At 66.0% G+C, this 20,883-nt stretch carries 22 protein-coding genes; 11 read left to right on the forward strand and 11 right to left on the reverse strand.

Going from position 1 to position 20,883, the window contains the following annotated elements; translation table 11 throughout:
* Window positions 1-27: 27 nt before the first annotated feature.
* The 6 genes from E6J58_18385 to E6J58_18410 are packed head-to-tail and all read right to left on the reverse strand — an operon-like array spanning window position 28 to window position 6,678.
* Window positions 28-705: a TetR family transcriptional regulator gene (locus E6J58_18385; protein ID TMB34517.1), complete on the reverse strand. Its 678-nt coding sequence runs from the start codon at window positions 703-705 to the stop codon at window positions 28-30.
* Window positions 614-1,096 carry a DNA starvation/stationary phase protection protein Dps gene (dps, locus tag E6J58_18390; protein TMB34518.1) on the reverse strand — a complete coding sequence of 161 codons (483 nt, stop codon included), beginning with the start codon at window positions 1,094-1,096 and terminating at the stop codon, window positions 614-616. Before dps ends, E6J58_18385 begins: the two co-directional genes overlap by 92 nt.
* 29 nt (window positions 1,097-1,125) lie before the next feature.
* Entirely contained in the window at window positions 1,126-2,085 is a 960-nt protein-coding gene (locus E6J58_18395; protein ID TMB34519.1) for a TerC/Alx family metal homeostasis membrane protein, read from the reverse strand.
* Window positions 2,086-2,095: 10 nt separating this feature from the next.
* Window positions 2,096-3,013 (reverse strand): hypothetical protein, encoded by a 918-nt coding sequence (locus E6J58_18400; GenBank protein ID TMB34520.1) that lies wholly within the window; start codon window positions 3,011-3,013, stop codon window positions 2,096-2,098.
* Window positions 3,010-4,188 (reverse strand): hypothetical protein, encoded by a 1,179-nt coding sequence (locus E6J58_18405; GenBank protein ID TMB34521.1) that lies wholly within the window; start codon window positions 4,186-4,188, stop codon window positions 3,010-3,012. Before E6J58_18405 ends, E6J58_18400 begins: the two co-directional genes overlap by 4 nt.
* A gap of 12 nt (window positions 4,189-4,200) precedes the next feature.
* On the reverse strand, window positions 4,201-6,678 hold the full coding sequence (locus E6J58_18410; protein TMB34522.1) for a hypothetical protein: 2,478 nt from the start codon (window positions 6,676-6,678) through the stop codon (window positions 4,201-4,203).
* Between the two features lie 125 nt (window positions 6,679-6,803).
* On the opposite strand from E6J58_18410, the gene E6J58_18415 reads away from it, so the two are divergent.
* From E6J58_18415 to E6J58_18430, 4 genes are read left to right on the forward strand one after another with little or no spacing between them, the layout of a single operon-like run.
* The gene (locus E6J58_18415; GenBank protein TMB34523.1) at window positions 6,804-7,889 is read left to right on the forward strand and encodes a DUF4956 domain-containing protein; all 1,086 of its coding nucleotides are present in this window, start codon (window positions 6,804-6,806) and stop codon (window positions 7,887-7,889) included.
* A gap of 11 nt (window positions 7,890-7,900) precedes the next feature.
* Entirely contained in the window at window positions 7,901-8,431 is a 531-nt protein-coding gene (locus E6J58_18420) for a DsbA family protein (GenBank protein ID TMB34524.1), read from the forward strand.
* Between the two features lie 56 nt (window positions 8,432-8,487).
* Window positions 8,488-9,015, forward strand: coding sequence for a hypothetical protein (locus E6J58_18425; protein TMB34525.1), 528 nt, complete (start codon window positions 8,488-8,490; stop codon window positions 9,013-9,015).
* A gap of 4 nt (window positions 9,016-9,019) precedes the next feature.
* Complete coding sequence (locus E6J58_18430) at window positions 9,020-10,558, forward strand: FAD-dependent oxidoreductase (GenBank protein ID TMB34526.1); 1,539 nt, start codon at window positions 9,020-9,022, stop codon at window positions 10,556-10,558.
* A 3-nt stretch (window positions 10,559-10,561) separates the two neighbouring features.
* Here E6J58_18430 and E6J58_18435 read toward each other — a convergent pair whose 3' ends face one another.
* Window positions 10,562-11,206: a TetR/AcrR family transcriptional regulator gene (locus E6J58_18435; protein TMB34527.1), complete on the reverse strand. Its 645-nt coding sequence runs from the start codon at window positions 11,204-11,206 to the stop codon at window positions 10,562-10,564.
* A 75-nt stretch (window positions 11,207-11,281) separates the two neighbouring features.
* On the opposite strand from E6J58_18435, the gene E6J58_18440 reads away from it, so the two are divergent.
* The 7 genes from E6J58_18440 to E6J58_18470 all read left to right on the forward strand — a co-directional run bounded on the left by E6J58_18440 (window position 11,282) and on the right by E6J58_18470 (window position 17,259).
* On the forward strand, window positions 11,282-12,067 hold the full coding sequence (locus tag E6J58_18440; protein ID TMB34528.1) for an acyl-CoA desaturase: 786 nt from the start codon (window positions 11,282-11,284) through the stop codon (window positions 12,065-12,067).
* A complete protein-coding gene (locus E6J58_18445; GenBank protein TMB34529.1) occupies window positions 12,064-12,729 on the forward strand; it encodes a hemolysin III in 666 nt (221 codons plus the stop codon). The genes E6J58_18440 and E6J58_18445 overlap by 4 nt, the downstream gene beginning before the upstream one ends.
* Window positions 12,730-12,857: 128 nt before the next feature.
* Window positions 12,858-13,496 (forward strand): hypothetical protein, encoded by a 639-nt coding sequence (locus tag E6J58_18450; GenBank protein TMB34530.1) that lies wholly within the window; start codon window positions 12,858-12,860, stop codon window positions 13,494-13,496.
* 48 nt (window positions 13,497-13,544) lie between these two features.
* Entirely contained in the window at window positions 13,545-14,537 is a 993-nt protein-coding gene (locus tag E6J58_18455) for an RNA polymerase sigma factor (GenBank protein TMB34531.1), read from the forward strand.
* Between the two features lie 4 nt (window positions 14,538-14,541).
* Entirely contained in the window at window positions 14,542-15,348 is an 807-nt protein-coding gene (locus tag E6J58_18460; GenBank protein ID TMB34532.1) for an alpha/beta hydrolase, read from the forward strand.
* Window positions 15,349-15,465: 117 nt separating this feature from the next.
* Window positions 15,466-16,374 (forward strand): hypothetical protein, encoded by a 909-nt coding sequence (locus E6J58_18465; protein ID TMB34533.1) that lies wholly within the window; start codon window positions 15,466-15,468, stop codon window positions 16,372-16,374.
* A 132-nt stretch (window positions 16,375-16,506) separates the two neighbouring features.
* Complete coding sequence (locus E6J58_18470) at window positions 16,507-17,259, forward strand: proline hydroxylase (GenBank protein TMB34534.1); 753 nt, start codon at window positions 16,507-16,509, stop codon at window positions 17,257-17,259.
* 6 nt (window positions 17,260-17,265) lie between these two features.
* Here the strand turns inward: E6J58_18470 and E6J58_18475 are convergent, their stop codons facing one another.
* From E6J58_18475 to E6J58_18490, 4 genes are read right to left on the reverse strand one after another with little or no spacing between them, the layout of a single operon-like run.
* Complete coding sequence (locus tag E6J58_18475; protein TMB34535.1) at window positions 17,266-18,180, reverse strand: cobalamin-binding protein; 915 nt, start codon at window positions 18,178-18,180, stop codon at window positions 17,266-17,268.
* Between the two features lie 21 nt (window positions 18,181-18,201).
* A complete protein-coding gene (locus E6J58_18480) occupies window positions 18,202-19,608 on the reverse strand; it encodes a hypothetical protein (protein TMB34536.1) in 1,407 nt (468 codons plus the stop codon).
* Window positions 19,535-19,933, reverse strand: a complete 399-nt coding sequence (locus tag E6J58_18485; GenBank protein ID TMB34537.1) for an NUDIX domain-containing protein — start codon at window positions 19,931-19,933, stop codon at window positions 19,535-19,537. Before E6J58_18485 ends, E6J58_18480 begins: the two co-directional genes overlap by 74 nt.
* Entirely contained in the window at window positions 19,933-20,442 is a 510-nt protein-coding gene (locus E6J58_18490; protein TMB34538.1) for a hypothetical protein, read from the reverse strand. Before E6J58_18490 ends, E6J58_18485 begins: the two co-directional genes overlap by 1 nt.
* Window positions 20,443-20,883 lie beyond the last annotated feature (441 nt).

Here is a 20,883-nt window from a genome sequence, read left to right on the forward strand (position 1 = left end):
GGTCGTCTTAAAGGATGCGAAAAAAACTCAGGCCAGGATCTTCGAGAAGGTGACCTTGAGGAACAGATCCAGCGGCGCCCTGCCCTTTTCCACCTTGGCCCGCACCATGGCCCCTTCCCAGGCGTGGACGACGAACTCCGCCAACGCCTTGGGCGAGAAGGTCGCGGAGATGGCACCATCCTTCTGCGCCTCGGCGATCACGACGGCAATCGCAGCGCACCATCCGGCAAACGCCTCGCGGACCTGTCCGCGAACGAGTGAGCTCTGGGTGGACAGCTCGGCCCCGAAATTTCCCAGCAGGCACCCGGCCGAGAACCCAGCCTCGATGACGGCCTGGTTGAGACTTTCGAAGTATTTTCGGAGCCGTCGCAGCGGCGGCAGTTTCGCGTCCTGCAGGATGCTCAGGCGCACCCTGCCCTTCTCCCGGTACCTCCGCACCGCCTCGGCGGCCAGCGCTTCCTTGCTCTCGAAGTGGTTGTAGAAGGAGCCCTTCGGGGCACCTGCGGCGTCAGTGATGTCCTGCACGCTGGTCGCGTTGAAGCCCCTCCGATGCAGCGTTTCCAGACCGGCGGAAAGGAGCTCTTCGCGAACGCTGGACCTTGGCACCTTCGGATCACCCTTCGGCGTGGAGATGCGCTTCGACCATCCACAGCCATTTGTCCACGCCGCGCGAGATCTCCACGAAGATGTCGTTGGTATCCGCATCGTCCAGGCGATCCGACTCGGCGATTGCCGTCCGCACCGCCTTGCCGAACGACGCCAATGCGGTGGAGAGCGCCTCCACGTGCTGACGACCTGTTCCCCCTTTCAGCGGGTATTCGGGCAGCGTCGACCGCTTCGCCACCGAGCGCGCAGTTCCGTCGGCCACGCCGCCGAGCTGTACCGCGCGCTCCGCGAGCAGGTCGACGTACTCCTCCACATCGTCGTTCACCTCGTCGAACAGCTTGTGCAAAGCGATGAAATCCGGGCCTTTCACGTTCCAGTGCGCCTGCTTGGTCTGCGTCTGAAGATCGATGGCGTCGGCGAGGCGCGCGTTGCACAGCTCGATCACCTGCCGCCGCGTTCCTTCAGGAAGGTCGTTCTTCGTCGGGTACATGCTTCGCTCCTCCCGGGGTCAATGAGCCCCTACTTCTGCGCTTGGACCGCGCCTTTGTCCACGGTTTCCGCGGCTCCAAGAACCGCCGACAGGGCGAGCGCGACGGCGATTGAGCCGGCAACGACCGCGAGCGAAACCCAGACAGGAATGTCGACGACGTCCGCCAGAACCATCTTGCCGCCGACGAAGACGAGGATCGCCGCCAGACCGAAGCGGAGGTACTGGAAGCGCTCCACCGCCCGTGCGAGCAGGAAGTAGAGGGCGCGCAGTCCCAGCATCGCAAGGACGTTGGACGTGTAGACGAGAAACGGGTCGCGCGTGACCGCGAAGACGGCGGGGATCGAGTCCAGCGCGAAGACCAGATCCGTGGTCTCCACCACCAGCAGGGTGATGAGAAGCGGCGTCGCCACGAGCCGGCCGCGCTGCCGGATGAGAAACTTGCCGCCATGGAGTACCGGCGTAACCGGCAGGAACCGCGCCACCCACGAGTCGCACACCGCGCAGGCTGCCACCACGACTTCGCGCTCTTTTTCCCGGGCAAAGACGATCCGGGCCGCTGCCAGGATGATGAGCGCCGCGAAGGGATAGACCACCCAGTGGAACCGACCGAGCAGGTAGATGCCTGCTGCGATCAGGATGCCGCGCATGACCAGGGCGCCCAACACTCCCCAATAGAGGACCTTGCGCTGCTGGGCCGGCGGGGTCCGGAGCTCGGAGAAGATCAGGACGAAGACGAAGATGTTGTCGATCGAAAGCGACTTTTCCAGCAGGTACGCCGTGAAGTACGTCGCCGCCGGACCCGCGCCGTAGAGCGCGAAGACGACGAAGCCGAACCCGATCGCCAGACCGATCCAGGCGCCGCTCCACAATGCCGCGGAGCGCAGCGTCGACTCTTGCCGTGAGCCGCGTGATGCCAGGCCGAGGTCGAGGGAGAGCATCGCCAGGACCAGGAATCCGAACACAGCCCACACCCACGAGCTCACATTCATCACGCACCCCTCAATGCACCGGGAGCTCGCGCACCTCTCCGTCCGGCATCAGCGCTCGGCAGATCGGCTTGCCGTTCTCGCTCATGGCGAGCTGCGTCCCCCGCACGATCCTGGACACCTCGCAACGCAGCATCATCCCGTGGGAAGCTCCCTCTTTCAGCCCCGTGTCGAGCTTGATCAACCACCCGCCCGCGTCCATGGCCAGGGTCCTCGGTGCTCCCAGCCCGTCGGGATCGTGGCCGAAGACGAGCCCGTTGAGCCCGAGCGTCGCCAGACGCTCCTTCAGCTTCGATCGGCGGCGCTCGCTCTTCCACCAGTTGTGGTACTCGAGAATCGAGTGCCGCTGGAGGAGGAAGTCATACTTTCCCGCCGACCAGCCCTCGCCAGCCCGTACGAAATAGTCGCGCAGCGCATCGGGGTCGTCTTGCGCGTCGATGTAGCCGGCATGCGCGAACAGCCATGACCCGACGACAGCGGCGACGGGCATCGTCCGGATCAACCGGCTGAATTCGTCCTCCCTGAACCTGAGCGGATCGGCGAGGAACTCGACCTCCTTGTTCCCGAGCAGGACCACGACACGGCTTCCGGCCGCGGCGGCCTCGTCCTGCAGCTTCTTCAGCAAGAGGACCACGCCGCGGCTATCGGGTCCGCCGCGAATGCAGTCGCCGACCACGATGAAGAGCTGCCTTCCCTGCGCGGATTTCCAGCTCATCTCGCCGCCGTTGCGTGCCGCGATTCCGGCCGCACGCAGCAACTTCTCGAGTTGCTTGCGCCGCCCGTGAACGTCGCTGACGGCCCACAGGGTATCGTAATTCTGCTGCAGCTCCTCGGTGGGGATGGAGATAAAGGCAGGAGAAGACGGCAGCGGGGCAGCACCCGCGGCAATTGCCCAGAGAACGGCCAGTGCGGCTGGAGCTCCACTCCTCATCCGCGAATGATCGCGACGACGAAGGCGATCACCGCGATCGCGAGGCCAGCGATGAAGACGTCATACGAAACCCTCAGCGCCTTGGTCCTTTCCAGGAGCAGCTTGCGGATGAAGTACATGTCGTCCACCAGCGTTTTCTGCAGCGCGGGCCAGCTGTTGGCGAGGCGGTTCATGCGCGCCCGGTACTCGTCCAGCGACCACGGCGTGTCGTTGCTGAACATCAGCAGATTGTCGTCGTGCACCGCCACGTCACCGCCCAGGATGTGCCGCAGCCTCGATCGTCCGATGCGCATGGAATAGATGGAGAGGACGATGGTGAGCAGATTCACCGTCAGCAGCACGAACGTCGGGAGCATGAGGTAACGCTGCTCTTCGAGCCGCCGGAGCAACAGGCCGACGACGAGCGTGATCATGATGGCGTTCACGTGGATCATCGTGCTCGTGCGGCGGTCAGCGATCTGGAAAAGGCGGATCTGGTTGCGGCTGATGGAGTCGAAGATGTTCTCTACCGTCTTGCCGACGTCCCTGGTGGCCTTCGCCTGCTGCGCGTCCTGATCGGTGGCCTCCGCAACCTGTTTGCGCAGAAGCTTGTGCAGGCGCACCAGATTGCCGGCCCTGCGGCCGTTGTACTCGAGCTGCGCGTAGCGGGTCAGGAATCGATGGTTGTCGAAAAACGCGATGCAGATGTTCGACCACTCGACGTCGGAGTGGACCTCGCCGTTGCGACGCTCCCGCTCCAGCCGGAACTGTTCCGCCAGCTCCAGATAATTCTTGCTGGCGATCGGCACGAGCAAAGCGTCGTGGAGGACCTCCCGCACCGGCTTGTCCGGGCTTGGAGAGTCCGAATCCTCGATGGCGGCAGCCACCTCGTCCGCCAGCTCTTGCAGCTCCCGCTGCTCGGCGAGGAATGCCCGCGCAACCTCGGCGCTCTGCTTGCGGTTTCCTTTCGGTCCGACGGCATAGCCGGTGTCGTGGAACCAGGCGGCGAGCAGGAGGACCGACATGTCGCCGTCATCGAGCTTCGCGCCGTCGGCGATGTCCCTGCAGGCATCGACCAGGGCGCGCGCGCGACCGAAATTGTGGAACACGAGCGGGTTGTCCGGTCTGGCATCCCGGAAGATCTGGAATACGTGCTGCGCGGCCGATCGGACGATGGGCGGGTCATGTTTGGACATGCAAGCCTCCGCTCACAGACCGAATCCCGTCGAGAGATACAAGGCGGTCCGCTCGTCCGAACGGACCACCATCGCGTTGAAGGACGAGCCGACCTCGAAGGCCCAGGCCGACGCGAACACCGCCACCCAGATCCCGCCGCCCGCCGCCGAATGCCAGCGCGACGAGCTTTCCCCAGACTCGAACACGCGTCCCACGTCGCCCAGCGCGAGCAGACCGTAGCGGAACGGAAGCAGCGCGGTGAATCGACCGAGTGAGAACCGCAGCTCCGCGTTCCCTCCTACGGAGGCATTGCCGGCGAACCGGTTTGCGTCGTAGCCGCGCAGCGGACTGCCGATCATCGCTCCCGTCAGATTGAGCGCCGGCGGCAACGCGGTCCCGCCCAGGAAAGCTGACTCGAAGAAAGGAAACTGTCCCCAGTTCTTCTCGGCGGCGACGTGGAGGTTGAGAAACACGTCCGTCAGAACCCTTCCGCCGAGTGCCGCCGATGCCTCTCCGCGGACCTTGGTGAAGGCGTCGGAGTTGCCGAAGACCGCAGGCGTGTGGCGCCCGATGACTTGCAGACCGAAGCCCCTGGTGCCGGCGAGCACACCAGTGCGCGTATCCAGCGCGATTCCGACTTCGCCGCTGCCCAGCGTCATCCCCTGGAAGCCGCTGGCAGCGGTACCGGTGCTCGGGACGCTCGAGACGTGCTTCAGCACTGCTCCGACGTGGCCGCGGAGTGGCCCGAGCAAAGACGTCTCCAGCAGCGGATAGGCGATCAGGCGCTCCTGCCGGACGTTGTAGAAGCCGGCGTTCGATCGCGCCTGATCGATCACCGTTTCGTTGCCACGACCGTAGTAGTTCACCAGCTCGATGCCGGAGTAGGCGAGGTAGACGATCCCGGTGATTGGCGAACGGGTTCGGAGCTGCGCCGTGTACTCCAGACGCGGCCGGTTCACTCCCGTGGCCCAGGCTGCCGCGAAGTTCATCTGCGAGGAAAACGGATCGAACCCGAAGCCGTAGCGCGTGAGCTGCGCTCGCGCCCCGGGAACGAATCCGCGCGTCGAGTCATAGGAGAACTGGGGGAAAAAGAGCAGGTCCTGCCCCCAGTCCCGGAAAGGTTCGTACCGTGGGCGGATCGGCTCGGGAGGCCGCGGATCGGCAGGCACGATCCGCACCGCGATCGGGCTGGCGCCGCCGCCAACGTCACGCACGGCGCCTCCGCGGGGCGTATAGATCCGCACCTCCTCGGTCTCGTCGGGATGGAACGTGCGCCGGAAACGCGCGGTAGCGACCTCGAGATCGCCACCCGGTATCCGGTTGATCGTGAGCGTCTCGCCCTCCGCCCCGCGCAAGTCCACCCGCGCCGCCAGCAACCGGTAGAAATCGCGGGAGGCTTGCGCGAGCCCGTCGCGGCGCGCGCGCAGGAGTCGTTCGAGCTCCGGGCCTCCTTTCGCGTACATCGCGGCCGGAAGCCGGTGGACGGCATCGGCGATCACGGAATCGGTGAGACTCGCGACGACCTCTGCCGTCACGGTCTCCCACGAGGGGCCATCCACCCAGACGAGAAAACGCCGGTCGGTGAACCGGCCGGAGAAGGTGAGCTTGTCAATCGCGGGGTACGAGGCATGAAAGCTCGTGAGCTGCTTCGTGTAGTACGCGATCACGGAGGGAAGCACGCCTCCGAACCTGCTGAACGCCTGATCCCGGTCCCGGGGGACAGGCCGCCAGGATCGCCTTTCGCCGTCGAAACGGACCCAGCGCCATTGATCGAGGTGGCGATCCCAATCGCCCACCAGGATGTCGATCAGCCGGGCACGGAGGTAGTTGCGCGCATCGACCTCCTCGCTGTCGCGTTCGTCGAGGAGAACGAAGAGGTCGATCGTGTCCCTCACCTTCCCGCCGCCAGGGATGTCGTGCTCGATTCGCTGTTCGAGCAGTCCGAGCATTCTGGCGAAAACGGGGCGGAACTCACCGAGACGGGCGTCGTCCGGCATCACGGCGAGTCGCGGCGTAGCATGGAGCACCCCGGCCGCCTCGAGCAGCGGCGCCACCACCAGCGCTGCGCCCGGATGCACGGTGCTGGTCAGGTCCTGGACGATGTCACCGAGCGCGGACGCCCGCGTCTCGGGATCGAGCATCCCGGTCGGATCCTTGTCGACGGAGCGGAAGCTCCAGGTGTGTCCGTTGCCACTCTGAAAGCGGAGATTCTTCGTTTGCTGACCGCCACCGCGCCGCTCCGGTTGCAGTCCCCCGTCGAAGAATTGCAGGTCGAGGACCGGCGCCTCGATCGGCGTCGTCCAGAGATCGCGCCATTGCGAGCCGAGGAAGAACCGCGTCAGCCAACCCGCCTCATAATGCGGTCCAGGTGCCTGCGTCTCGATGCGAGGCGATTCGCCGGACGCCTTGTCCGGGTTGGACGCCGGCCCTTCACTCGCAGTGGCTGCGGCGGAACAGAACGAGAGGGCGACGAACCGCCAAGCGCCGGGTTTGACGACTCGCGGGCACATTTCCCGTCCCTCTTACGGCACGGCGACCGTGAACGTCGAGGGGGGTGCGCTCGCGCGTTTTCCCCTGGCGCGTTAGGCTTGGCCCAACGGTTGCAGCCGAAGGGCTGGTTTCGGGAGGCATCTCGATGGCGGTCACCTCGAATATCGAAAGACTCGCCGCGCGTCTGGGCGTCGAGACCGGATCGAGGAAGATCGGTCGGACGACCCTCGGTCGGCTTGCGATCTATTACGGAGCGACCCTTGTGGTCGTGGCGGGATTCATCGTCCTGACCGACAACATGAAGGGGGCATTGCTGGCCGGGGGCGCGCCAGCGGATGCCGGCGCGCTCGTGAACGCCAATCCCGCATGGAGCGATGTGGCCCAGGGTTTCCTGGCCCCGCTCTTCCGCAGTTTGCCTCCGCTCCTGACTGGCGCCGCGGCGGTGATCGGTTCCTTCCTGCTGGCGCTGCCGGTGGCATTCACCTACGTGCGCACCCGCAACAGGCTCAAGTACGACCAGTCTCTGGTGCAGACGGTGATCATGCTGCCCGTCGTGATTTCCGCGATCCTGATCGTGGTCCAGAACAGCCTTGCCCTGGCCTTCAGCCTGGCCGGTATCGTCGCGGCGGTCCGCTTCAGGAACAACCTCAAGGACAGCCGCGACGCGGTCTACGTGTTTGCGGCGGTCGGGATCGGCTTCGCCGCCGGTGTCGGCAGGCTCGCCATCGCGGCATTCCTTTCGATCTTCTTCTGCGTGCTCGAGTTGCTGCTCTGGAAGATGGATCTGACGGCCGACCACGAACACACGTTCGGCCTGCTCTGCATGCCCGCGCCGAGTCCGACGCCGGCGAACAATGCCGTTGCGCTGCCCGCGGTGAGCGGAGACGCATCCGTGGCAAGTCCGTCGGCGGATACCGGCCTTCTGGCCATCGGAGGCGGGAGCCCGGAACCCGGAAACTTAGAAGCGAAAAGACCTGCGGAGCGACTCCTCGTGTACTGCACCGATCCTGACAAGGCCCGCGCGGTTGTCGACGACGTTCTCGACGAGATGACCAAGGGCTACAAACTGAAGAGGACCCGCAACGGTGGGAACGATCAGTACGTGTTGGAGTACCGCGTGCGGTTCCGGAAGAAATCGCCGAGCGAAACAGTCATCGATCGGCTTCACGCCGCGGGACCGTTCGTCATCGCCGCAGAAGTAGTGGCCGAGGAGCCTGCAGAGAAAAGCTGACGGGATGCCGGATGGCGACCTTGGCGATCCCACTCTCCGTTCATGACCACGTCCGAGGACGCGTGGATGCCTCCCTGACCGTGGTGCAGTACGGAGACTTCCAGTGTCCTCATTGCGCGCGCATGTATCCGATGGTGCTCGAGATCGCGGACGACCTGGGTGACTCGGTCGCCTTTGCGTTTCGCCATTTTCCGCTCTCGCAGATCCATCCGCTGGCACAGCTCACTGCAGAGGCCGCCGAAGCGGCGGCCAGCCAGGGCCGTTTCTGGGAGATGGCGACCGTGTTGTACGAGAACCAGGAGGAGATGGACGACGGCCGGCTGACCCATTTTGCGCGGAAGGCGGATCTCGACATCAAGCGATTCAAGAAGGAGGTCAAGTCCGGAATCCATGCTTCCCGGGTGCGCGCTGACTACCTCGGAGGCGTCCGGAGCGGGGTGAAGGGGACCCCGGCCTTCTTCATCAACGGGGAGCTCTACGAGGGGGCGTACGAGTCCGCGGCGTTGGTCGCCGAGCTACTCAGGGCTTCGAGGGGTCGGTAGCGCCCGGCATCCTCTCTGCGTTGGGCTGAGTCCATTTCTCGCGAGCGGCATCAGGTATCGTGGAGGACCGTTTGGCGATCCCGGGCACGCGCATCGATGTTCGACCGATCCTGCGCCGGGTACAGTCGCGTGAAACCGAAGCATTTCTCGATTCCCGCTTCGGCGCCGAGATCCTGCCTCTCCTGACTCCCATCGTCCTCGACCGCGCGCATCCCTTGCCCACCCTGCGCCACGGCACGTGGGGGCTGGTGGTGCGCTTCCGAGGCACGAATTCCAGGAAATACGGCGTGATCCTCGTGCATCCCGCGCTTCCGCCTTTCATCGAGGCACCTGACTACGAACGCGTCCCTTTGGAGCACCTCATCGCCAGTCACGTGACAGCGCTGTTCGGACGCTCGGCGATCGAATCCTTCTGGACCTTCCGCATCGCGCACGATGATTCATCCGCGATCGGCGCACGACATGACGTCGCCGAATTTCTCGCCGCGGCGCTCCAGAAGACGCATCGGAAGCAGGACGCGCTCGCGCGCAGGGAGCTCGCGGGTCCGAGATCCAACCTCGGTCCGAGATCCAACCTCGCTTGACCGCATGGACACTGAAGTCCTCATCGTCGGCGCCGGCCCTACCGGTCTCGTGCTCGCTCTCTGGCTCGCCCGGCTCGGCATCCGGATCCGCATCATCGACAAATCTGCCGAACCAGGGACCACTTCGCGTGCGCTGGCGGTTCAGACGCGGACGCTGGAGCTCTACCGCCAGCTCGGTATCGCCGACGAAGTGGTCGAAGCAGGCCTGGTGTTCTCCGCAGCAAATCTCTGGGCCAGAGGCAGAAGAGCCGCGCACCTCGACCTCCGCAGCCTGGGCGCGGGCCGGAGCCCCTTTCCTTACGGGCTCATCTACCCGCAGGACGAGCACGAGCGCTTCCTGATCGCGCGGCTCGAAGAGCTGGATGTGCACGTCGAGCGCAAGACCGAGCTGATCGATTTCGAGGAAACGGACGGACGCATCCTGGCGCGCTTGCCAGGGTCGACGTGCCAGGCTGCATTTCTTGCCGGCTGCGACGGCGCACACTCGACCGTGCGCGAGAAGCTCGAAATCAGTTTTCCGGGCGGCACTTATGAGCATCTCTTCTACGTCGCTGACGTGGAGGCGAACGGGCCGCTGATGGACCGCGAGCTGCACGTTTCGATCGACGAGAGCGATTTCGCCGCCATCTTCCCGCTCGAGAAAGAGGGCCGCGCCCGGCTGATCGGTACCATTCGCCCCGAGGCGGAGAAGGAGGGCGAGAATCTCGGCTGGAACGACGTGAGCAAGGGCCTTTTGCAGCGGTTGCGCGTCGACGTCCGCCGCGTGAACTGGTTCTCGACCTACCACGTACACCACCGCGTCGCGGCGCGTTTCCGCCATGGGCGCGTCTTCCTCGTCGGCGATGCCGCGCACGTCCACAGCCCGGTTGGCGGGCAGGGGATGAACACCGGGATCGGCGACGCAGTGAACCTCGCGTGGAAGCTGGCGGCGGCGATACGCGGACGAGCGCCGGCGCGCATCCTCGACAGCTACGAGCCGGAGCGGATCGGCTTTGCGCGCCGCCTGGTCGCGACCACTGACCGTGTCTTCCAGTTCGTCACCAGGAGTGGGCGGCTCGCAGCCCGCGTGCGCGTGCACGTGGCGCCGCGCGTGATCTCGACCCTGTTCCGGCTGCCAGCGGTGCGGCGCTTCCTGTTTCGCACCGTCTCCCAGACGGCGATCGAGTATCGGGAGAGCGGCTTGAGCGAGGGGCGCGCCGGGCGCATCCGCGGCGGCGATCGGCTGCCATGGGTCGAGTCCGCGCCTGACAACTTCACGCCGCTCAAGTCGCTGGAGTGGCAGGTGCACGTGTACGGCAGCGCCGGTGGCGGCTTGGCTGCAAGGTGCGCGTCGCGCGGACTGCCGCTGCACGTCTTTCCGTGGAGCCGCAACGCGGCGCGCGCAGGGCTCGCCCGCGATGCGACCTACCTCGTGCGGCCAGATGGCCATGTCGGGCTCGCCGATGTGCTGCACGGTCCCGAGCGCCTCGAGCGCTATCTCGACGACCGCGACCTCCGCTTCGTCGCGCAGCCAGCCAGGGCCGGCGCCGCCCCCGGTCTCTGAGGTTCAGGCGCGAGCATGCCGCACCTTCGCGCCCGCACCCAGCGGTGACGAGGGATTGCGCGGCAGGTGCCGGAGGCCCATCCACCCCAGCGCGGCCACGTGCTTCGCAACGTCGTCGATGGAGAAGCCACGGCCGGCCGCCGCCCACCACTGGGCAACCTGCGTGACCATCCCGATGAGAGCGTTCGCGTAGATCGGCGCGACCTTCGGGGCGAAGCCCGCGTTCTCGAACTGCTTCCGGAAGATGTCGCCCACGCGGTGCGCCAGATCATCGATGACCCGGGTCAGTCCTCGTCGCGCAGACATGTTCGGTGAGTCCCGGGTGAGCACGGCGAACCCCGCAGGGACCTCCTTCGTGTACGACATGAACGCGACGACGGCCCCTTCGAAGCGCTCCCGGGCGCTCCCCTCCGCGATGCTCACCGACACGCGGCGGACGAGGTCGTCCATCTCGCGGTCCACGATTGCGGCATACAGCCCGTCCTTCGAGCCGAAGTGCTCGTAGATGATCGGCTTGGTCACGCCGGCCTTCCGGGCCACTTCATCGAGCGTGGTCGCTTCGTAACCGTGCGAGGCGAAGACTGCTCGGCCGACCTCCAGCAACTGCGCACGGCGATCGGCTGCCGTGAGCTTCTGCTTGCGCCCCATTGCGCCTCCTGTTACCCATCAGTAAGTTACTTCCAAGGAACTTACTGAGTAGTAGCAACAACCCTGGGGTCCGTCATGTACATCGTCCTCTGCGCAGCCGTCTTCACCGTCGCCTACCTGCTGAACATCCTTACCATCAGCGTGGGCTACCACCGAGGATTCGCCCACCAGGCCGTCACCCTGCATCCCCTGCTGCGCAGGCTGGTGATCGCCGGCGGGAACTGGGTCACCGGACTCGACCCCAAGGCGTGGGTGGTGATGCACCGACTGCACCACGAATACTCGGATACGCCGCTGGACCCGCATTCGCCCGTCAACGTCGGAATGCGCGGCATGGGACTCGAGCAACTGCGCAGCTACAAGCGCGTCATCATCGGACTGCTCAAGAAGGACCCCGCCTACACGCGCTATGCACGCGACCTTGATTTCCCCGTCAACATCCTGATCCGCCGCAAGCTCTGGTATCTGCCCTACGTCGTTCATGCCCTCGTCGGGGTGGCGCTCGCGGTTTGCGTTGGGCCACTTCTCGGCGTCGCTTACTTCCTCGGCATGATGAGCCACCCTATCCAGGGCGGGCTCGTCAACTGGCTCGGGCACGCGGTGGGCGGGCGCAACTTCGACACCGACGACAATTCCCGCAACAACCACCTTGCCGCGTGGCTGATCCTCGGCGAGGGGTTCCAGAACAACCATCATCGCTACCCGGCCTCGGCGACGTTCTCATACCGGCGTCACGAGGTTGACCTCGGTTACTACGCCTGCGTGCTGATGGGATGGTTGGGCTGGCTCGAGATCCACCGCCATTCGCTCATCCCGCGGCCACCCGCCACGGCCACCTTGCAGCCCAGGATGCTCGGATGACGACCTCCCGTCCCGAAGCGAGCCATCCGACCAAGCCCAGGCTGCGCGGCATCCTGCACCAGTGGAGCGCTGTCTTCGCCGCAGGCGCCGGGATGGTGCTGGTCGCGACGGCTCCGGCCGGGCGACCGAGGTTCGGGGCAGCGGTCTTCGCGCTCACCCTGTGCACTCTGTTCGCAGTCAGCGCGCTCTACCACCGGGTCACCTGGGAACCCGCCGCACGCACACGCATGAGGCGGCTGGACCACGCTTCCATCTTCCTGCTGATCGCGGGGACGTACACGCCGCTCGCGATCGTCGGCTTGCCACCCGGGGAGGCTGGGACCCTGCTCTGCTGGATCTGGGCGGGCGCATTCCTCGGGATCGCACAATCCGTCTTCTGGGTATCGGCGCCGAAAGCGGTGAGCGACGGACTCGCGGTCGCGGTCGGATGGATGATCGTCCCCTACTTCGGCTCGGTGCGGGCGGTTCTCGGCAGCGTCGCAACGGGGATGCTTCTCGTCGGCGGGATTGCCTATACGCTCGGCGCGCTCGCCTATGCCTTCAAGCGGCCGAACCCGGTTCCAGGGGTGTTCGCGTACCACGAAGTCTTCCATGGGCTGACTCTGGTCGCGGCGGTGCTGCACTTCGCGGCGGTACTGTCGATGATGCGAGGTGCGGCGTAGCGTCGTCGGTCAGCCCGGCGGCAGGAGGCCCATTCGCTCCTTGCCATGCACAGTCGAAAAACTTGGCAGACCGATCGTATGGCATCTAATGTAAATGATCAGACGACGCCTTTATCGAGGTCATTCGGATGCCGGCCACGCCGCATGAGAATCAACCCGACTCGCCACCGCCAAAGTTCATCATACCGGTGCGGTACGTTTCGGGCGGCGTCGTCGTGCAGACGACCTCGACGTCGTTGAGCAAGGACTTGATCCACGTCCGGTCGGCGCGCCCTCCTCGCGCGGGCCTCGTCATCGGCCTTCAGCTCTACTTTCCGAACGTCCGCGAGGTCGTGAGGAGCACCGGGCTGATTGCGAAGACGACGTCGGGTCCGGACTCCGGGTTTTGGGCGGAGCTTGCTGACGACAAGCGCAGCGCGGACCAGATCGCCGTGTTGCTGGCGCGGCATCGCGACACGGGAGATCGAGGATGCCCACGATTGCATACGAATCTTCGCGCGACGATTCGACGCGGAGAAGGTTCAACGGCTGATGGATACATCACCAACATCAGCCGGAGCGGTGCATTCGTGAAGGTCGATCCGCCGCCCCCGCTGGGGAGCATCGTCGATCTCGAGTTTACGACTCCGGGAGTACGGGGACGCCATACGGTGCTGGCGTACGTGGTCCACGTCGCCGAGCGCCGTGGAATCGGCATTCAGTTCATCGGCGGAAACGATCAGTTTCGTTCGCGCCTGGACGAGCACATCGCCCGACTTGCGGGTTGAGGCTCGTTCCGTTGCTATCCTTCTGCCTCTCTCTTCCGTCCCTCGTGCATGGACAACCGCAATCCGAAGGTGACCGACGCGCTTCGCCACGACGTCGAGGCATCGTGGCACCGCTTCCTCGATCTCTACGAACCGCTTCGGCCCGAGCTGTACCGCTACTGCCGGCATCTGACTCGCAGTCCGTGGGACGCCGACGATCTCGTTCAGGACGCGCTCTTCCGTGCGTTCGCGAGGCTCGGATGCATGAACGAGATGCCCGGGAATCCGCGTGCATGGCTCTTCCGGATCGCCTCGAACCTGTGGATCGACCGCGTCCGCGCCCAGAAGCCGGAGCCCGAACCGGATCCGCAGCGCGCATCGAGCAGGGAGCCGCGCGCGGTCCGTGAAGCGGCGGGTACGCTCCTGTCGCGGCTCTCCCCGCAGGAGCGCGCGGCGGTGGTGCTCAAGGAGGCGTTCAATTTCACGTTGGAGGAGATCGCCGAGGCGCTCTCGACGACGCAGGGCACCGTCAAGTCTGCGCTGCATCGCGGGCGGGGCAAGCTCATCGAGCCGGTGTACCAGGTTGAAGCTTCGCCCAAGCCGGCGGTGCTCGACGCCTTCTGCGCCGCGTTCAACGCCGGCGATGTCGATCGGCTCACCTCGCTCCTCCTCGACACGGCGGAAATCGAGGTCGTGCGCGTTCACACGGAGTACGGCCCGGAGGCGGCGCGGCGCGGCGTCTTCCAGGGGATGCTCTTCGGCACCCGGCGGCTGGCGGATCCGGCGCGGCTCGCCGGCCTCGATCCTGCGTTCTTCCGCAACGTGTTGCCGCAGGTCCCGCGCGTCGAACTACGACTGCACCGCGGCGAGTGGCTCCTGGTCCACTGGTATGCGCACAGCGACGGCGACGCGGTGCGCGCCATCACCCGAGTGGAGGCGGATGGCGATCGACTCACCCGCGTGAGGAACTATTTCTACACGCCCGACGTCCTGGGAGAGATCTGCGCCGAGCTCCAGCTTCCGTTCCGCAGCAACGGCTACCGGTACTGGAAGGAGGCCTGAGCACATGTGCGTCATGGCTTTGATGCTCGCGGCCGCCGGGTACGCGCCCGTGAACGGGCTCCAGCTCTACTACGAGATCCGCGGCAAACCGGCGAAGGACGGCGTCCCGCTCGTGCTGCTCCATGGGGGCGGCTCCACCATCGAGACCTCGTTTGGCAAGCTCATCCCGCTCGTCTCGAAGACGCGACAGGTGATCGCGTTCGAGCAGCAGGGACACGGCCACACCGCGGACGTAGACCGACCATTCTCCTTCGAGCAGTCCGCCGAGGACGCCGTCGCGCTGCTTCGGCACCTCCACGTCGCGAAGGCCGACTTCTTCGGCTACAGCAATGGCGGACACATCACGCTGGAGATCGCGCTCAGGCATCCCGAGGTGGTTCGCTCGCTCATCGTCGAGTCCGCCTTCTTCAGCCGCGACGGCACCGACCCGCGATTCTGGCAAGGGTTCGATCACGCGAAGCTCGACGACATGCCCCCCGAGCTGAGGAAGGCATACCTCGCGACCGCGCCGCATCCCGAGCAGTTGCCTTCCTTCTTCGCCAAGACCGTGCAGCGGATGCGCGAGTTCAAGGGTTGGACGCCGGCGCAGCTCCAGACCATCCGGGCGCCCACGCTCCTGGTGCTGGGCGATCGCGACGTCGTGCGTGTCGAGCATGCCGCGCAGATGCAACACCTGCTTCCCGACGGGCGCCTCGCTGTGCTTCCCGCGGCGGACCATCTCGCCATCCCGGACCGAGCGGCGGACGTGGCTCGGTTCGTCGACGAGTTTCTCCTCCGCGCTGTGAACGCGACCCGAGACTCCCGCCGTTAACGACGCCGCGCTTCGACCGTACCGGCGGATCTCCCAGGCGGCAGCGGCAGCAGATGGACCTACCCCACTCGCCGACGAGAATTGGGACGTGGGCAAGGCACTTGCTAGCTTGGATGGATGAATGTTCGCGTCAACGCGCTTCGCTTCGTCGGTTGCGCGATTGCAATCTCGGCATTCTTGTTCGCCTCGGGGTCCTCGAGCTCTGGCTGTGGCTCGGCGTCCACAGGCGCGGGCAGCGATGCCGGCGACAGTGGGACCGGCGGCAATACCTTCCATGTCGACATCAGCCTGACCTCGGGCCTGATCACATTCCCGAACAAGTACTCCGGTTGGGCCGTCGGCGGCAGTTCTGCGACGAACTTCGTGGCCTACCCCAGCGGCTGGTCCGTTGGCGGCGGTTCGGCGACGAACTTCATCGCAGTGCCGGCAGGCTGGAGCGTGGGCGGTGGCTCGGCGACGAACTTCGTGGCTTACGCTCCGGGCTGGAGCGTCGGCGGCGGATCCGCGACGAACTACGTCGCGGTGCCTGCGGGTTGGACCGTCGGGGGCGGATCGGCGACGAACTTCATCGCGTTGCCCCCGCTCCCAGGGTGGAGCGCAGGCGGCGGTTCGACGACCAATTACACCGCGCTCCCTCCGGGCTGGAGCAGCGGCGGAGGATCGACGACCAACTTCATTGCGCTTCCACCCGGGTGGTTGACGGGTGGCGGATCGGCGACGAATTTCGTGGGCTATCCATCCGGACAAGGCTGGACGATCGGAGGAGGCTCGGCGACGAACTACACGGCGCTCCCTCCGGGCTGGAGTGCAGGCGGCGGCTCCGCAACCAATTTCGTTGCTGTCCCGCCCGGCTGGGTCGTCGGAGGTGGATCCTCGGCCAACTTCATCACGTATCCGGGGCCCGCCGTGGCGACCATTCAAGTAAAATTCGACGATCCGGGCTGGCTCGGACTGCTCAAGGCCTGCAGGACGGCGGCAGCTACTCGGAGTCGACGCTCGCCGACATCGTCATTTACGCCTTCCTGAACGTGCGGGCTGCGGCGCCTCATCGGGTCGAGGCGCCCGCCGGCGAATGGTGAGCCGCCGTCGGCGGACCTGCAATTCGCAAACGGTGTCGGGAAGCCTTGCTTCCGACGGTGTCTGCCGCAAGATCGCCCCATGGCGCAGTCCAACCTGTCCCCGCAAGTCGCCGCGCGGCCGTCAACGTCGATCGAAGGGCGCATCGCGGCTCTCGACTGGAACCGGATCCAATCCGATCTCGCGGAGCGCGGATACGCCACGACCGGTCGCCTCCTGACGGCCGCGGAATGTTCGAGAATGGTGGCTGATTACGAGAGCGAAGCGCGATTCCGGAGCCGGGTGGTGATGGCGCAGCACGGATTCGGCCGCGGCGAGTACAAGTACTTCAGGTACCCGCTACCGGAGATCATCGCGCACCTGCGGCCGGCGCTTTACGAGCACCTCGCTCCGATCGCGAATCGGTGGGAGAACCTCCTCGGCGGGTCCGACCGGTATCCTTCGAGTCATTCCGACTTTCTCGACCGCTGCCGCGACGCAGGACAGAGTCGGCCCACGCCGCTCCTCTTGCGCTACGAAAAGGACGACTACAATTGCTTGCACCAGGACGTCTACGGCGAGGTGTTCTTTCCGCTGCAGGTGACCTTCCTCTTGTCCACGGCCGGCCGCGACTTCACCGGCGGCGAGTTTCTCCTCGCTGAGCAGCGCCCCCGGATGCAGTCGCGCGCAGAAGTGGTTCCCCTCGTCCGAGGAGAAGGCGTCGTCTTCGCGGGTCGCCACCGCCCGGCGCAGGGAACGCGCGGTGCTTACCGGGTCACCTTGCGTCATGGCGTCAGCCGCGTCCGTTCAGGCCGGCGGTTCACGCTGGGCGTCATCTTCCACGACGCCACCTGAGCGCCGTCAGCGAACGCGCTCGATGGCGGGAGCGTGCGCGCGAGCGAAGTCTTGAAACAGCTCCGGATGAACGCAGGCCGCCATGATCTCGAGCGACTCGACGAGGCGCGGTCCCGGCCGGTTGAAAAACGCGTTGCCGTCGGTGACGTAAATGCGCGCCGATGCGCCAGTCATTTGGACGACGGTCCGTTCGATGATGTCCCTCTCGGCGAGTGCCCGCTGCAGCGAGAACCCGCAAGGCTTCACCACCACCACCTCGGGCCGCAGCTCGCGAAGAACTCGCGGTGCGATGGTGGGCGCCGGAGCGCCCGCGCTCGAACCCGCCGCGATTCCGCCGGCAAGCTCGATGATCTCCGGCATCCACGTCCCGCCGATCATCAGCGGATCGATCCACTCCAGCGAAACGACCCGCGGCCTCGACGTCCCCCGCGCGGCGCGGACCGAAATTGCCCGAATGCGCGTCTCCAACGACTCGCGCACGTCCCTCCCCTGCCCCTCGCGCCCGATGCCAGCCGCGACTCGCTCAACGTCGGCTAGAACATCGGACAGACGGGTGGGCCGGAGGCTGACGATCTCCACTTGCTCCGGATGCGCCAGCCGCGCGACCGCGGCGCGCACGTCGTCGAGCGAAACCGCGCACACTTCGCACAGATCCTGCGTGACGATGACATCCGGCTCCAGCGCGGCAAGCCGCTCGTCGTCGACCACGTAGATGCTCAGCGCGTCGCGAACGACCGCGCGCACCGCGGCGTCGATCGCTCGGCTGGACGCGCCCGCATCGATGCGCGCCCGCGTAAGCACCGGCCGGCCTCGAATCGACTCCGGGAAGTCGCACTCGTGCGAAATCCCGACCAGCTCATCGGCTGCGCCGAGGGCACAGACGATCTCGGTCGCCGACGGCAAAAGCGAGACGATGCGCATCACACGCCGCCCATCATGACTCTACGGACCGGTAAGCTTGCCCGAGCGCACGAGGACCGTGTCCCCGACGCTCACCGTCGTGTCCACGAAGAGGTCCCACCAACGCGGGCGGCCCGAGGTGACGTTGCCGCCCAACTCGGTGTTGTCGCCGAGCGCGAGCCGGACGACGCCCGACCCATAGCCGTAGTAAGGGATCCATGGGTTGCGCTCGGGAACGGCGAGCTCGGGATTGAAGCCGAGGGCGAACTCGCGGAACGCCTCACTGCCCGGGCCGCCCGAGCGCAGCGCCGCCTCCACGGCCTCGCGACCCGCGGCGGCTTCGATGCGTGTCACCCGGCCCTTCTCGAAATGGAGCTTGAGCCCTTCGACAGGACGCCCATCCCACTGCGTGACCGGGTAGGCGATGATACCGCTCACGGACTCCTCGAGCGGTGCGACGCGCAGCACACCGCAGGGCAGCTCGACTTCACGGTCGACCAACACCTTGGCCGTTCGCGCGCGGGCCGCCGAAGCGTCACCGTCCTGCAAATTCATCGGCCGGTCTCCCACGCGGAAGCGGAGGTCGGTTCCGAGCGGTGTCTTCACCCGCACCTCGCCCCGGCGCAACGCGGCCTCCACGCGCCGCTGGGCAGCACCGATGGCGGCGCAGTCCTCGCGCAGGACGGCGCGTTGGTAGACCGCGTCGATGAGGTGCTGCGGGGGGAGCGGCTGGCCGGCAATTGCAACCGCGCTGGGCTGTCCGCCGCCCTCCCAGTGAAAATGCACGGTGCGTCGCGCGCTGTTGCCTTGACGGAGCAGATCCTGGAGCGCCGCGTAGGCTGGGTGCTTGGGCGCGGCCCCCGCCAGCATGACGGCGGCGTCCACGTCGCGCAGCACACCTCGGAGCGCCTCGCGGGCCGGCGAGGTGCCGCGCTGGATGACCTGCGGGTCGAAGGCCTGCGGCAAGGGCTCGGCCAGCACCTCGAGGCAGCCGAGATCGACTCCGCCCGCTTTCATCACCGCATAGCGCAGGTGGGGCTCGAACTCGCGCTGGAAGCGATCGCCTGCACAGAGCGAAAGCACTCTCTCGCCCGGAACGAGTGCGAGATGCTGCACTACCCTTTCCGCCAAGGCGGGCCAATCGAGCGTGAGCTGCGCGATGGGTGCCGCGGCAGATACGGGTGGTCGTCCTGCGGTGTTTCCGGTGGACGAGACCATCAACAACGCAAATGCGAAAACAACTCTTGCCGGCGGGCAGTCGACAGGTAGGACCGATGAGCGCAATGCAGTGAACCCACCCTTCCGCATCATCGCGATCAGCCTAGCAAAGCGCGGCGCGTACCAACAGCCGTATCGCGCCGATCGCAGTGCTTGCTCAGCTTGCGAGCCGCGTCTCGAGCATGTCGATGAGCCCCTTCTGATCGTGATGAAGCAACCGTCGCGCTTCATCCTTCTCGACGAAACGCGCCTCGGCGACTTCGAAGTCGCGTGTCCGCCTGGGTTCCCCCTCCGGCGCGTGGCCGAAGAAGCAATGGATACGCTTCCTCGATTTCGTGTACTCGATGCATCCGAGCAGCTCGAGCGGGCCGGGATCGAGGCCGGTCTCCTCGCGCGTTTCACGTCGCGCCGCCGCCTGGGGATCCTCGCCCGGCTCGACCAGTCCTTTCGGAATGCTCCATCCGTACCTCGCGGCGAATCCGCCGGGTTTGATGATGAGCACCTCGAAGCGACCAGATCGCCTGCGATAGAGCAGCGTTCCGGCGGACTCCTTCATCAGGGTTTCCCACGGGGCTCGATGCGCTCCTCCGACACCAGGCGCAACGGCACAGGGAGCGCTCCCCCCCTGAGCGTAAGGACAAGGTCCTTCGCCTCCTGAAGCACCTCGTTGACAGGTTTGAGCCCACCCAGATGGATGGAGCAGATGCCTCCTGGGATGGCGGTCTGGATGAGCGGAGCGGAGTCGACGTTGCCGTCGAGGACGATGGCCATCCGCTTCTTCACGTTGGCCGCCGTCATGCTGGCCAGGAGTTCCGCACCGGTGCGGTTGAAGGTGACCTGGACGTACGGGCGGGTCTTCTCGGCCGGCGAGGTGTCGAACCCGACGCGCGCATCGACGATGTACTCGCCGTTGAGGCCCGCCTGCCGGTCGAGCAGGTACGTCCGGGAGAACGTCTCCCGGCCTCGGACGGTTTGCAGGCGAAATTCGCGGCCCTGCGGGGCCCTGTCCTGCACGAATCGCGCGAGTTGCGCGCGATCCGCGCTGCGCAAATAGGGCGACGACACGGTCGCGTCGCCGGGGCCCGCGTACCGGTCCCAATTGAGAGACGGCCTCCAACGACCGCCGCCGTCTTGTCGAGAAGTTCGGTCGAGTCCGCTCGAGACTCGATGGTGCGCCGAAGGTCGGCGGCGAAGATCAGCCTTGCTCCGCCGAAATGGTTCAACTGGAATTGAGCGATCATTCTGCGGCCGGGACCGAGGTGCGCAACACCAACGAAAGGCATTGACGATCGCCGCCTGGATGACGAGGCCGACTGCGGCTGCTGCGAGGGCGTGCCACCACGGACCGGTTGGTCCACCGCTGCCAACGTGGGCCTCTACCGGGTTCTTCATCCAGCGTTCGAACGCGACGAACACCGCGGAGACGAAGATCAATTCGACGAGGATGGAAACCGTGGAGCGTTGGACGCCCCATTCCAGGACGACCACTGCGACGCTGAACACTGC

This window comes from Deltaproteobacteria bacterium (assembly GCA_005879535.1).
Classification (GTDB): Bacteria; Myxococcota; Myxococcia; order Myxococcales; family 40CM-4-68-19; genus 40CM-4-68-19.